This window comes from Streptomyces sp. NPDC052043 (genome assembly GCF_044548235.1).
Lineage (GTDB): Bacteria > Actinomycetota > Actinomycetes > Streptomycetales > Streptomycetaceae > Streptomyces.
Window position 1 is genome coordinate 541,069 of sequence record NZ_JBIUBT010000001.1, and the last position, 12,261, is coordinate 553,329.

Consider the following 12,261-nt stretch of genomic DNA (forward strand, 5'->3'; position numbering starts at 1 on the left):
GGCGGGGGGCGAAGGACGGGGGCCGGGTCCGCCGGCCCCCGTCCGAGGGCCTCAGACGCCGCTCAGCGCCTTCCTGCGCAGCAGGGACGCCAGAGCGGAGGCGAACTCCACCGGCTCCACCGGATGGGTGACCGCCGCGTCCGCCCGGCTCCACGTGGCCAGCCACGCGTCCTGCGGACGCCCGATGAGCAGCAGCACCGGCGGGCAGTTGAAGACCTCGTCCTTGATCTGGCGGCACATCCCCATGCCGCCCATGGGCACGGCCTCACCGTCCAGCACGCAGACGTCGATGCCGCCCCGGTCCAGCTCCTTGAGGACCGCGGCGGGTGTGGCGCACTCCAGGAACTCCACCACGGGGGCGTCCGGGGCCGGCCGCCGGCCGCAGGCCAGCCGCACCTGCTCGCGGGTGTTGGCGTCGTCGCTGTAGACCAGCACCGTGGCGGTCGCCTGCATTGTTCCTCCGCGTCGTTGGTCGGGGAAACCCCGTCGGGAACTGTCGGGAACTTCCGGGTACCGATGGCGCGGATGCTACCCCCTTCAACTCGTGGTAGACACCGGTTTGGAACGGCCCTTCGAGGGGCCGTTCGGGCAGGGCACACCCCTCGGACACTCCGAACGGCACCCCCCGGGGTGAGGGCGGGATAAGCGACCGACATAATGTCGGCGTGGCGACAGCAACGACAGTAGAAACCGGGCACGCGCACCCGTCGGTCAACCGACCGAACCTCACCAGCGTCGGAACCATCATTTGGCTGAGTTCCGAGCTGATGTTCTTCGCGGCCCTCTTCGCGATGTACTTCACCCTGCGCTCGGTGACGGGTCCGGCGCACTGGAAGGAGATGGCGGGCGCTCTCAACGTCCCCTTCTCGTCGGTGAACACCACGATCCTGGTGCTCTCCTCACTCACCTGCCAGCTCGGCGTCTTCGCCGCCGAGCGCGGTGACGTGAAGAAGCTCCGGGGCTGGTTCATCGTCACCTTCATCATGGGTGCGATCTTCATCGGCGGTCAGATCTTCGAGTACACCGAGCTGGTGAAGCACGAGGGCATCTCCCTGTCCTCCGACCCGTACGGCTCGGTGTTCTACCTGACCACAGGCTTCCACGGGCTGCATGTGACGGGCGGCCTCATCGCCTTCCTGCTGGTCCTCGGCCGTACCTACGCGGCCAAGAGGTTCACCCACGAGCAGGCGACCGCGGCCATCGTCGTGTCCTACTACTGGCACTTCGTCGATGTCGTCTGGATCGGACTCTTCGCCACGATCTACCTGATCAAGTAGCCGACGAACCGATTCAAGTCCGCAAAGCATCGACGCAGAAGATCCTGACACCGGGGTAATCCGTGAAAAAGCTCTCCGCACGACGACGCCATCCGCTGGCGGCGGTCGTCGTCCTACTTTTCGCGCTGGCGGCCACTGGGGGGCTGTACACCGCGTTCGCGCCCGCGAGCAAGGCGAAGGCCGAGGACACCGCCCAGTCCCTCACCATTGAGGAGGGCAGGAAGCTCTACCTGGTCGGCTGCGCCAGCTGCCACGGCACCGGTGGGCAGGGCACCACTGACGGTCCCAGCCTGGTGGGCGTGGGCGCCGCGGCGGTCGACTTCCAGGTGGGCACCGGCCGGATGCCGGCCCAGCAGCCGGGCGCGCAGATCCCGCGCAAGAAGGTCATCTACAACCAGGCCGAGATCGACCAGCTCGCCGCGTACATCGCGTCCCTGGGCGCCGGCCCCACCGTGCCGACGAAGAACCAGTACAGCCCCGAGGGCGCGGACGCCGCCAAGGGCGGTGAGCTGTTCCGCACCAACTGCGCCCAGTGCCACAACTTCACCGGCAAGGGCGGTGCGCTGACGCACGGCAAGTTCGCCCCGAACCTCACGGGTGTGAGCAACAAGCACATCTACGAGGCCATGCAGACCGGCCCGCAGAACATGCCTTCCTTCCCCGACACGCTGCTGACGGAGAAGAACAAGAAGGACATCATCGCGTACCTCGACGCGGTCAACGGTGACGAGACCACGACCCCGGGCGGTATGGACCTGGGTGGCCTCGGACCGGTCACCGAGGGTCTGTTCGCCTGGATCTTCGGACTGGGTGCCCTTGTCGCGGTCGCCGTCTGGGTCGCCGCTCGGACCGCAAAGGCCAAGAAGTCATGAGTAGCCAAGACATTCCTGAAGAGAACCTGCCCGCAGAGCAGGAAGCCCACGAGCACGCGCGTGGCGCGGTCTCCGTGGCGGACGAGCGGGCCCCGTTCGCCGACCCGGGACTGCCGCCCCACGAGCACCGGATCCAGGACATCGACGAGCGGGCGGCCAAGCGGTCCGAGCGCACCGTCGCCCTGATGTTCACGGTGTCGATGCTGGCCACCATCGGCTTCATCGCCTCCTACGTGACGATCCCGCACGACAAGTCGATCTTCGTCTTCCCGATCGGGCACATCAGCGCGCTGAACTTCGCGCTCGGCCTGACGCTGGGCGTGGCGCTGTTCGCGATCGGCGCGGGCGCGGTCCACTGGGCCCGCACCCTGATGTCCGACGTCGAGGTCGCCGACGAGCGTCACCCGATCGCGGCGTCCCCCGAGGTCCGTGCGAAGGTCCACGCGGACTTCAAGCAGGGCGCCAAGGAGTCGGTGATCGGCCGGCGCAAGCTGATCCGCAACACGATGCTCGGCGCGCTCACGCTGGTGCCGCTGTCCGGCGTCATGCTGCTGCGCGACCTGGGCCCGCTGCCCGGGACCAGCCTGCGCCACACGCTGTGGGCCAAGGGCAAGCGCCTCGTCAACATGAACACCAACCTGCCGCTGCGCCCTGAGGACGTCTCGGTCGGCTCGCTCACCTTCGCGATGCCCGACGGTCTGAAGGAGACGGACGAGGACTTCGCCAACGAGATCGGCAAGGCGGCCCTGATGATCATCCGGCTCGAGCCGGCCGACATCAAGGACAAGCGCGAACTCGACTGGGGCCACGAGGGCATCGTCGCCTTCTCGAAGATCTGCACCCACGTGGGTTGCCCGATCTCCCTGTACGAGCAGCAGACGCACCACGCCCTGTGCCCGTGCCACCAGTCCACCTTCGACCTCTCCGACGGCGCCCGAGTGATCTTCGGCCCCGCCGGCCACGCTCTGCCGCAGCTGCGCATCGGCGTGGACAGCGAGGGTTACCTCCAGGCGCTCGGCGACTTCGAGGAGCCCGTCGGTCCTGCATTCTGGGAGCGCGGATGAGTACTTCAGCAGCCAACACGAATCCGTCTGGCGCCGACGGGGCGGGCCGCTCTCGTGGGCAGGCACCGGCCGGCGAGAGGATCGCCGACTGGGCCGACGGCCGGCTCGGGATCTACTCCCTGGCCAAGGCCAACATGCGCAAGATCTTCCCCGACCACTGGTCGTTCATGTTGGGCGAAGTGTGCCTGTACAGCTTCATCATCATCATCCTCACGGGTGTGTACCTGACGCTGTTCTTCCACCCGTCGATGAACGAGGTGGTGTACAACGGCTCGTACGTGCCGCTGCAGGGTCAGCTGGTGAGCGAGGCCTTCAACTCGACCATGCACATCTCCCTCGAGGTGCGCGGTGGTCTGCTCATCCGGCAGATCCACCACTGGGCCGCGTTGATCTTCCTGGCCGGCATGTTCGTGCACATGATGCGCGTGTTCTTCACCGGCGCGTTCCGCAAGCCGCGTGAGATCAACTGGCTGTTCGGCTTCCTGCTGTTCGCCCTGGGCATGTTCACCGGCTTCACCGGTTACTCGCTCCCGGACGACCTGCTCTCCGGCACCGGTGTCCGCTTCACCGAGGGTGCGATCCTGTCCATGCCGATCGTCGGCACGTACATCTCGTACTTCCTCTTCGGCGGCGAGTTCCCCGGCCACGACTTCGTGGCGCGGTTCTACTCGATCCACATCCTGCTGCTGCCGGGCATCATGCTGGGTCTGGTGGTCGCCCACCTGATCCTGGTCTTCTACCACAAGCACACGCAGTTCGCGGGCCCCGGCAAGAGCAACAAGAACGTCGTCGGCATGCCGCTGCTGCCGGTGTACATGGCCAAGGCCGGCGGCTTCTTCTTCCTGGTCTTCGGTGTCCTCGCGATCATCGCGGCGGTCGTGGAGATCAACGCGATCTGGGTGATCGGCCCGTACCGTCCGGACCAGGTGTCCACCGGCGCCCAGCCCGACTGGTACATGGGCTTCGCCGAGGGTCTGGTCCGCTTCATGCCGGGCTGGGAAGTCAACTTCTGGGGCCACACGCTGGTCCTGGGCGTGTTCATCCCGCTGGTCCTCTTCGGCCTGGTCCTGGCGGCGCTGGCGGTCTACCCGTTCGTCGAGTCCTGGATCACCGGCGACAAGCGCGAGCACCACATCCTGGACCGCCCGCGCAACGCCCCGACGCGTACGGCGTTCGGTGTCGCCTGGATCACGATGTACATGATCACGCTGGTCGGCGGCGGCAACGACCTGTGGGCCACGCACTTCCACCTGTCGATCAACGCGGTCACCTGGTTCGTCCGGATCGGCTTCTTCGTCGGACCGGTCATCGCGTTCGTCGTCACCAAGCGGATCTGCCTCGGCCTCCAGCGCCGCGACAAGGAGAAGGTGCTGCACGGTCGCGAGACCGGCATCATCAAGCGCCTGCCGCACGGTGAGTTCATCGAGGTCCACGAGCCGCTCAGCCAGGAGCAGCTCTTCACGCTCACGGCGCACGACCAGTACGAGCCGGCCCAGGTCGGCCCGACGGTCGACAAGAACGGCGTCGAGCGCAAGATCAAGGGCACGCAGAAGCTGCGCGCCAAGCTCAGCAACGCGTACTACGGCGAGGACAACCAGATCCAGAAGCCGACCGTCGAGGAGTACAAGGAGATCACGAGCGGCCACGGCCACCACTGATCACTGACCGCTGAGCGTCGCCACGCCACGGTCGAAGGGCCCCGTCCGATCTCCGGACGGGGCCCTTCGCTGTGTCCGGGGCTGGATAGGGTGGACCTGTTCGAGACTCGCGTCCCCGCAGTACGGGACACCGACCCAGGAGCGGCAGATGAACGCTGTGACCCCCGCAGGAGGCAACACCGCGGCGGGCCGTTCCTGGCCCGCCCTGCTGAACGGCCTGCTGGACGGCCGGAACCTCACCGCCGACGAGACCGCGTGGGCGATGGACCTGATCATGCGCGGTGAGGCGACCGACGCGCAGATCGCCGGGTTCGTGGTGGCCCTGCGGGCCAAGGGCGAGACGGTCGAGGAGATCACAGGCCTGGTCCGCACCATGTACGAGCACGCCAACGTGATCGAGGTGCCCGGCGCGACCGTCGACATCGTCGGTACCGGCGGAGACGGCGCCAAGACCGTGAACATCTCCACCATGTCCTCGATCGTCGTGGCCGGTACGGGCGCCAGTGTCGTCAAGCACGGCAACCGGGCCGCGTCCTCCGCCTCCGGGGCCTCCGACGTGCTGGAGAAGCTCGGCGTCAATCTGGAGCTGACGCCGCGGAGGGTGGCCGAGGTCGCGCAGGAGGCCGGAATCACCTTCTGCTTCGCGATCAAGTTCCACCCGGCGCTGCGCCACGCGGGCGCCGCCCGCGGCCAGCTCGCCATCCGCACGGTCTTCAACGTGCTCGGCCCGCTGACCAACCCGGCCAGGGTGCGGGCCCAGGCCGTGGGCGTCGCGGACCCGCGCATGGCACCGGTCGTCGCCGGTGTCTTCGCCGAGCGCGGCCACTCCTCCCTGGTCTTCCGGGGCGACGACGGCCTCGACGAGCTCACCACGACCGCCACCTCCCAGGTCTGGATCGTCCGGGACGGCAAGGTGACCCAGGAGCGCTTCGACCCGCGGGACGTCGGCATCGCGCTGGTGCCCGTGGAGGCGCTGCGCGGCGGGGACGCCTCGTACAACGCCGAGGTGGCCCGGCGCCTGCTGGACGGCGAGCAGGGACCCGTACGGGACGCCGTCCTGCTGAACTCCGCGGCGGCGCTGGTGGCCCTGCGGCCGGGCCCTGGCTCCCTCGCCGAGCAGATCCGGGCCGGTATGGACCGCGCGGCGGAGTCGATCGACTCCGGGTCCGCCAAGCGCACGCTGGAGCGCTGGGTGGCCGCCAGCAACGCCTGAGCCCCGAACCTCCCGCCGCAGGGCGCGGTCCACGATCCGGACCGCGCCTTGCGCGTGGAAGAGCGTGTGGCAGGATGCTGAACCAGGTCATGAGTGACAGCCATGTGGCCCCGGCCGGCTGTCCGGCAACCCTCCGTCCGTGGCGGGGTGCCCCGGGTGAAGACCAGGCCGTAGGCAGCGAGGCCTACGGCAAGCGCGGACCCCTCGCGTCACCAGGGGTCCTGGTCGTACGAGGGAGCCTCCCGTGAGCAAGCGAATGCGTTAGGGCGTAGAGCCCCGCCTCCGCATCCCCCTTTCACCCTTCTCCACGCTCGAGCCGTACCCGCTCGCGTGGCGATGCCGCCTGCTTCCACGGGAGTTCACCCATGTCCGTGTCCACCGTTGCCGCCGACCAGTCCGTTCGCCAGGACATCCCGGAGCCGCTGCCCGTGCTGGGCCGGGACGTCACCGTGCCGCTCGTCACCGGTGGGGAGGTCACCTACGCGGCGCTCGACTACGCGGCCAGCGCGCCGGCCCTCCAGCGGGTCTGGGACGACGTGGCGGCGTACGCGCCGTACTACGGCAGCGTCCACCGCGGCGCCGGCTACCTCTCCCAGCTCTCCACCGACCTGTTCGAGAACGCCCGGAAGACCGTCGCGGCGTTCCTCGACTGCCGTGCGGAGGACCAGGTCGTCTTCACCCGGTCCACCACCGACTCCCTCAACCTGCTCGCCCGCGCGCTGCCCGCGGACTGCCAGGTCTTCGTCTTCGAGACCGAGCACCACGCCTCGCTGCTTCCGTGGCGGGACGCGCGGGTGACCTACCTCGACGCCCCGCGCACCCCCGAGCGGGCCGTGGCGACCCTGGAGCGGGCCCTGGCCGACCGCGCCCCCCACGGCCCGGCCCTGGTGTGCGTCACCGGCGCCTCCAACGTCACCGGCGAGCTGTGGCCCGTACGCGAGTTGGCCGCCGCCGCCCACGCGCACGGCGCCCGGATCGTCCTGGACGCCGCCCAGCTCGCCCCGCACCACCCGGTGTCCGTCCGCGACCTCGACGTCGACTGGGTCGCCTTCTCCGGGCACAAGCTGTACGCCCCCTTCGGCTCCGGCGTCCTGGCCGGCCGCGCCGACTGGCTGCGCGAGGCCGAGCCGTACCTCGCGGGCGGCGGCGCGAGCCGTACGGTGGCGCGGCGCGCGGACGGGTCCGTGGACGTGCGCTGGCACGAGTCGGCCGCCCGCCACGAGGCCGGCTCCCCGAACGTCATCGGCGCCTACGCCCTCGCCTCGGCCTGCACGGCGCTGACCGAGGCCGGCTTCGACGACCTCGTCGCGCGCGAGCGGTACCTGATCCGCAGGGTGCGGGCCGGGCTCGCCGAGGTGCCCGAGGTCAGGGTGCTCTCCCTGTTCGGCGACGACGCCCCGCGGGTCGGGGTGCTCTCCTTCGTCGTGGCGGGCTGGAACAGCTCCCACTTCGCCGCCGCCCTCTCCGCCGAGTACGGCATCGGCGTCCGCGACGGCCTCTTCTGCGCCCACCCCCTGGTCCGCACCCTGCTGGGCGGCGATCCGCAGAGCCAGGGCGAGTGCGGTGCGCCCGAGGCGGCCCCGGGCGAGAAGTCCCTCAACGCCATCCGCGTGAGCTTCGGCGCGGGCACGCCCGACGAGCACGTGGACCGCTTCGTGGCGGCGGTGCGGGAACTGGTCAGGGACGGCGCGAAGTGGACGTACCGCACGGAGGACGGCCGCTGCGTCCCCGCGGTGTGATCCGCCCGCCGGGTCCTGTCGTCAGGGGAACGTGACGACAGGACCCACCAGGATCCACGGAGCCAGGGGCCGGTCAGGAGTCCAGGCCGATGGCGAACGCCGCCTCCAGGTCGTGCTGCGAGTAGGTGCGGAAGGCCACGTGCGTGTCCGTCCCCTCGACGCCCGGGATCTTGCTGATCCGCCCCGGGATGACCTCCGCCAGGTCCTCGTGCTGCCGCACCCGGACCATGGCGATCAGGTCGTACGTGCCGGTGACGGAGAAGACCTCGCTGACCGAGTCCAGTGACGCGATCTGCTCGGCGATCTCAGGGATCCGGTCCACGCTGGTCTTGATGAGGACGATCGCGGTGATCACGGCTGGTTCTCTCCCTCGGGGGCCGGAGCAGGGGCGGCCCTCACTCTAGTCTTCCGGCCGAACCAGACCCACGCGCAGGCGAAGCCCAGGGTGAAGCCCACCACGTGGGCCAGGTAGGCGACCTGCGGTCCGTCGGCCGCGTGTTCGGCGGACAGCCACTGCAGGGCCGCCCAGAAGGGCAGCACGACCCACGCGGGAAAACGCAGGGGCAGGAAGAACAGGAACGGGAAGAGACTGGTCACCCGTGCGCTGGGGAACAGGTGGAGAAACGCGCCGAGGACCGCCGAGATCGCGCCCGAGGCCCCGACCAGGCTCTGCCCGGAGCCCGCGTTGGCGACCGCGTAGCCCACCAGGGCCAGATAGCCGCAGCCGACGTAGAACAGCGCGAACCGGACGCGGCCCATGCGCTCCTCGGTCATCGCCCCGAAGACGTGGAGGAAGAGCATGTTGCCGAGCAGGTGCACCCAGCTGCCGTGCACGAACAGGGCCGTCGCGGGGGTGAGGGCGGCCCGGGGTGAGCCGGTGAACAGATCGGCGGGGATCACGCCCCACCGCTGGAAGTAGGCCCGCTGGGCGAGCAGCAGCGCGTCCCCGGTGCCGTAGGAGGGATTGAGGCCCGACGCGGGGCCGGCCACGAAGACGAGGCAGCACAGGACGATCAGGGCGCACGTCACCGGCGCCTGCATGCCCCGTACCGCCCGTACCGCTCTGATCGCCCGGGCAGCTACCGGGTACCTGTTGCCGATCATGTGCACAGAGCATGGCGTACCGGGACGCAACCGCACAGACCGCCTCGCCGCCGTGGACGGACCGGCGCCGAGTCACCGCCAGGCCGTAGGGTTACGTGCCACACGCCCAGGGAAGCTGGCGCTTCACGGACACCGACACAGACAGAGACACGGACTCAGAAGGAAGCGAACAGTCACGATGACGGTTCCCCTGCCGACCGCCACGACGCGGTGGCGCTGCACCCTGTGTGGCAACCTCACCCGTTTCGACGTGACCCGCTCGTCGAAGGTCGTCGAGTACGTCCACCTCGACCTGGCCGGAGAGCCGCAGGTCGAGGAGCGCGAGGTGGTCAGTGAGACGATCGAGTCAGTGCGTTGTCGCTGGTGCAACGCGGTGGACCAGGTGGAACTCGTGGACAGGCCGGGCACCGGCTCCTGAGCGGAGCGGGCCCGCACAGGTGACCCCTGCGGGGGCCGCACGGCTTTGATGCATTGGGGTGACGGATGGTGGAGACACAAGGCGGGGAGCCGGGCGACGGCGCCGCCGAGGTGCTCGATCGTCCGCTGCCCGACGGGGTGCGCCGCCGGGTCGTCCAGATCGTCTCCGACGCCTTCGGGGCACTGACGTTCGTCGAGCTGCCCGCGCAGCTGCGGCAGTACGCCCGGTTCACGCCCAGCCGCCGGGCGAAGTTCGCGGGCAACGCGATGGCGGCCGCGCTGGAGACCGATCCGCTCTTCCGCCACCGCGTCGGCGAGAAGTTCAAGGAGGCCCACCCGGAGCTGTCGCACGCCCTCGACTCCGGCTCACCGCCTCCGGCCGCGGATCCGCTCGACGTGGCGGCCGCCGCCTACGTGCTGCGCCCGCCGGGCTGGGTGAAGCTGGTCGCCGCCGCGGGCGAGGAGGCGCAGCGGGCCGACGCCGAGCGCGCCGACGAGGAGAGCCGGGCCGAACTGGAACGGCTGCGCGCCGAGCTGGCGGTGGCCCGCGAGCAGACCCGGGCCGACACCGAGCGGCTGCGGGCCGAGCTGGACGCCGTCCGGAAGGAGACCGAGTCGCTGCACCGCAAGCTGCGGGCCGCGCACAGCGACGTCAGGCGCGGTGAGGCCGCGCTGCGCAAGGCGCGGGGCGAGCTCGAGGCCGTGCGGGCCGAGGGACAGGCCCACGTGTCGGCCGCCGAGAGCGAGACCCGGCGGCTCAAGGCGCGCCTGGGGGAGGCGGAGGCCGCGCTGGAGGCCGCCCGCAGGGCGGCCCGTGAGGGACGCAGCGTGGAGGACATGCGGGTGCGGCTGCTGCTGGACACCGTTCTCGACGCGGCTCAGGGGCTGCGCCGGGAGCTGGCGCTGCCGCCGGTGTCGGTGTGGCCGGCCCAGACCGTGGACGCGGTCGAGCCGGGCCGGATGTCCCCCAAGGACATCGCCGCCCGCGCGCTGTCCGAGCACGATCCGGCGATCCTCGACCAGCTGCTCGCGCTGCCGCAGGCGCACCTGGTCGTCGACGGCTACAACGTCACCAAGACCGGCTATCCCCAGATGCCGCTGGAGAAGCAGCGGCTCAGGCTGCTGGGGCAGCTCTCGCAGCTGGCCGCGCAGACCGGCGCCGAGGTCACCTGTGTCTTCGACGGGGCCGAACTGGTCGCGCCGGTGCTCCTCGCGCCGCCGCGCGGTGTGCGGGTGCTGTTCTCCAAGCCGGGGGTCACGGCGGACGAGCTGATTCGCCAGCTGGTGCGGGCCGAGCCGCCCGGCCGGCCGGTGATCGTCGCCTCGACCGACCGCGAGGTCGCCGACGGGGTCGCGAGGGCGGGGGCGCGGCCGGTGGCCTCGGCGGTGCTGCTGAAGCGGCTCACACGCGGCTGAAACCGGACGTAGGGCGACGTAAGCCTCAAGGGCAATATACGGGCAGCATTCCCGAATTGAGCGGAAGCGTCACGCGACGCAGGGTCAAGTGGTCCTCACTGCTGGTGAGTTATGGGCAAAGAATGCTGCGAGTGACGGGATTTTCCGCTCCAGGATTTGAATTCATCACGATGAGGTCACTAGGGTCGGGCCTCGAACCTCCGAGCGGGTGATCACTCAGAAGAAGGAGCTCGCTTCCGTGGCGTCCCACCGTCGACCCAAGCAACCCAGCCGTGCGCGCGTGACCGTGCTCACCACCGCGGCGGCAGCGGCTGTAGCCATCAGTGCCCAGGCCGCGAATGCCGCCCCGAGCGCGAAGCCGAGCAAGGACGAAGTCAAGTCCAAGGTCGACGAGCTCTACGGGCAGGCGGAGCAGGCCACCGAGAAGTACAACGGGGCCAAGGAGAAGCAGGAGAAGCTCCAGAAGGAGATCTCCACCATCCAGGACAACGTCGCCCGCGGCCAGCAGGAGCTGAACAAGCTCCGCGACGGCCTCGGTTCGATGGCCGCCGGCCAGTACCGCACCGGCGGGATAGACCCCTCGCTCCAGCTCTTCCTGTCCTCCGACCCGGACGACTACCTCGACAGGGCCTCCACGCTCGACCAGTTGAGCGGCCAGCAGGTCGAGGCGCTGAAGAAGATCCAGGACAAGCAGCGCGAGCTCACCCAGGAGCGGTCCGAGGCCTCCGCGAAGCTCAAGGACCTCGCCGCCACCCGCACCGAGCTGGGCAACAAGAAGAAGGAAGTCCAGGGCAAGCTCGCCGAGGCGCAGCGGCTCCTGAACAGCCTCACCGCCGCGGAGAAGGCCGCGCTCGCCGAGGAGCAGGCGAGGGCCAGCCGCGCCTCCTCCGAGCGCGTGCAGATGAGCAACTCCGCCCCCGCCTCCGGCCGGGCCGGTGCCGCGTTCACCGCCGCCCAGAGCAAGATCGGCTCGCCCTACGTCTACGGCGCCACCGGCCCGTCCTCCTACGACTGCTCGGGTCTGACCTCCTGGGCGTACGCCCAGGCCGGTGTCAGCATTCCGCGCACCTCCGAGGCGCAGGCCAACGCGGGCACCCGGATCTACTCGCAGAGCCAGCTCCAGGTCGGCGACCTGGTCATCTTCTACGGCGACCAGCACCACGTCGGCCTCTACGCGGGCAACGGCCAGGTGCTGCACGCCCCGCGCACCGGCACCGTCGTGCGCTACGAGGCGATCAGCAACATGCCCTTCCAGTTCGGCGTCCGCATCTGACGCCTCCCCGGGAGCACCCCTCGTACTCGCCCGAACGGGCGAATCCCACCATCTCACGGTGACCCCGCGCCCCGCCGATGACCTGCGTCAGAGGCGGGGCGGCCGCGTTCCGTGCCCCCTCGGCGGCTTTGGCCGCCGTATGTCCGCGCGGCTACTGTCTCGACGCGTTTCCCGCGGACCGGGCGCTCGGCGCTTCGGACCCGGGAGGCGGTCAGTGTCCGCCAGTGG

At 69.9% G+C, this 12,261-nt stretch carries 12 protein-coding genes and 1 riboswitch; of the genes, 9 read left to right on the top strand and 3 right to left on the bottom strand.

The window, feature by feature from the left end; all coding sequences use genetic code 11:
• Window positions 1-51: 51 nt before the first annotated feature.
• Window positions 52-453 (bottom strand): hypothetical protein, encoded by a 402-nt coding sequence (locus ACIHCX_RS02385; RefSeq protein WP_400025788.1) that lies wholly within the window; start codon window positions 451-453, stop codon window positions 52-54.
• A gap of 212 nt (window positions 454-665) precedes the next feature.
• Here ACIHCX_RS02385 and ACIHCX_RS02390 point away from each other — a divergent pair, with 212 nt between their 5' ends.
• The 6 genes from ACIHCX_RS02390 to ACIHCX_RS02415 all read left to right on the top strand — a co-directional run bounded on the left by ACIHCX_RS02390 (window position 666) and on the right by ACIHCX_RS02415 (window position 7,823).
• Window positions 666-1,277: a heme-copper oxidase subunit III gene (locus ACIHCX_RS02390; protein WP_400025789.1), complete on the top strand. Its 612-nt coding sequence runs from the start codon at window positions 666-668 to the stop codon at window positions 1,275-1,277.
• A 62-nt stretch (window positions 1,278-1,339) separates the two neighbouring features.
• A complete protein-coding gene (locus tag ACIHCX_RS02395; protein WP_400025791.1) occupies window positions 1,340-2,149 on the top strand; it encodes a c-type cytochrome in 810 nt (269 codons plus the stop codon).
• Entirely contained in the window at window positions 2,146-3,213 is a 1,068-nt protein-coding gene (locus tag ACIHCX_RS02400; RefSeq protein WP_400025793.1) for a Rieske 2Fe-2S domain-containing protein, read from the top strand. The genes ACIHCX_RS02395 and ACIHCX_RS02400 overlap by 4 nt, the downstream gene beginning before the upstream one ends.
• A complete protein-coding gene (locus ACIHCX_RS02405) occupies window positions 3,210-4,871 on the top strand; it encodes a cytochrome bc complex cytochrome b subunit (protein WP_400025795.1) in 1,662 nt (553 codons plus the stop codon). Before ACIHCX_RS02400 ends, ACIHCX_RS02405 begins: the two co-directional genes overlap by 4 nt.
• 148 nt (window positions 4,872-5,019) lie before the next feature.
• Window positions 5,020-6,084, top strand: a complete 1,065-nt coding sequence (trpD, locus tag ACIHCX_RS02410; protein ID WP_400025797.1) for an anthranilate phosphoribosyltransferase — start codon at window positions 5,020-5,022, stop codon at window positions 6,082-6,084.
• Between the two features lie 85 nt (window positions 6,085-6,169).
• Window positions 6,170-6,286: riboswitch (SAM riboswitch) on the top strand.
• A gap of 163 nt (window positions 6,287-6,449) precedes the next feature.
• The gene (locus ACIHCX_RS02415; RefSeq protein WP_400025798.1) at window positions 6,450-7,823 is read left to right on the top strand and encodes an aminotransferase class V-fold PLP-dependent enzyme; all 1,374 of its coding nucleotides are present in this window, start codon (window positions 6,450-6,452) and stop codon (window positions 7,821-7,823) included.
• Between the two features lie 73 nt (window positions 7,824-7,896).
• Here ACIHCX_RS02415 and ACIHCX_RS02420 read toward each other — a convergent pair whose 3' ends face one another.
• Together ACIHCX_RS02420 and ACIHCX_RS02425 are read right to left on the bottom strand one after the other, a co-directional pair.
• Entirely contained in the window at window positions 7,897-8,178 is a 282-nt protein-coding gene (locus ACIHCX_RS02420) for an Lrp/AsnC family transcriptional regulator (protein WP_100572304.1), read from the bottom strand.
• Window positions 8,175-8,927, bottom strand: coding sequence for a rhomboid family intramembrane serine protease (locus ACIHCX_RS02425; RefSeq protein ID WP_400025801.1), 753 nt, complete (start codon window positions 8,925-8,927; stop codon window positions 8,175-8,177). Before ACIHCX_RS02425 ends, ACIHCX_RS02420 begins: the two co-directional genes overlap by 4 nt.
• A 178-nt stretch (window positions 8,928-9,105) precedes the next feature.
• Here ACIHCX_RS02425 and ACIHCX_RS02430 point away from each other — a divergent pair, with 178 nt between their 5' ends.
• The 3 genes from ACIHCX_RS02430 (at window position 9,106) to ACIHCX_RS02440 (ending at window position 12,033) form a co-directional block, all read left to right on the top strand.
• A complete protein-coding gene (locus ACIHCX_RS02430) occupies window positions 9,106-9,345 on the top strand; it encodes a hypothetical protein (RefSeq protein ID WP_358731098.1) in 240 nt (79 codons plus the stop codon).
• Between the two features lie 65 nt (window positions 9,346-9,410).
• A complete protein-coding gene (locus ACIHCX_RS02435) occupies window positions 9,411-10,760 on the top strand; it encodes an NYN domain-containing protein (protein WP_400025803.1) in 1,350 nt (449 codons plus the stop codon).
• A 238-nt stretch (window positions 10,761-10,998) separates the two neighbouring features.
• Window positions 10,999-12,033 (top strand): NlpC/P60 family protein, encoded by a 1,035-nt coding sequence (locus tag ACIHCX_RS02440; RefSeq protein ID WP_400025805.1) that lies wholly within the window; start codon window positions 10,999-11,001, stop codon window positions 12,031-12,033.
• Window positions 12,034-12,261: the final 228 nt, after the last annotated feature.

What these genes read in the sequence shown, in the direction of transcription:
- ACIHCX_RS02385 (WP_400025788.1), bottom strand. Translation starts at nt 453, where the DNA reads ATGCAGGCGACCGCCACGGTGCTGGTCTACAGCGACGACGCCAACACC.
- ACIHCX_RS02400 (WP_400025793.1), top strand. Translation starts at nt 2,146, where the DNA reads ATGAGTAGCCAAGACATTCCTGAAGAGAACCTGCCCGCAGAGCAGGAA.
- ACIHCX_RS02405 (WP_400025795.1), top strand. Translation starts at nt 3,210, where the DNA reads ATGAGTACTTCAGCAGCCAACACGAATCCGTCTGGCGCCGACGGGGCG.
- trpD (WP_400025797.1), top strand. Translation starts at nt 5,020, where the DNA reads ATGAACGCTGTGACCCCCGCAGGAGGCAACACCGCGGCGGGCCGTTCC.
- ACIHCX_RS02415 (WP_400025798.1), top strand. Translation starts at nt 6,450, where the DNA reads ATGTCCGTGTCCACCGTTGCCGCCGACCAGTCCGTTCGCCAGGACATC.
- ACIHCX_RS02425 (WP_400025801.1), bottom strand. Translation starts at nt 8,927, where the DNA reads ATGATCGGCAACAGGTACCCGGTAGCTGCCCGGGCGATCAGAGCGGTA.
- ACIHCX_RS02430 (WP_358731098.1), top strand. Translation starts at nt 9,106, where the DNA reads ATGACGGTTCCCCTGCCGACCGCCACGACGCGGTGGCGCTGCACCCTG.
- ACIHCX_RS02435 (WP_400025803.1), top strand. Translation starts at nt 9,411, where the DNA reads ATGGTGGAGACACAAGGCGGGGAGCCGGGCGACGGCGCCGCCGAGGTG.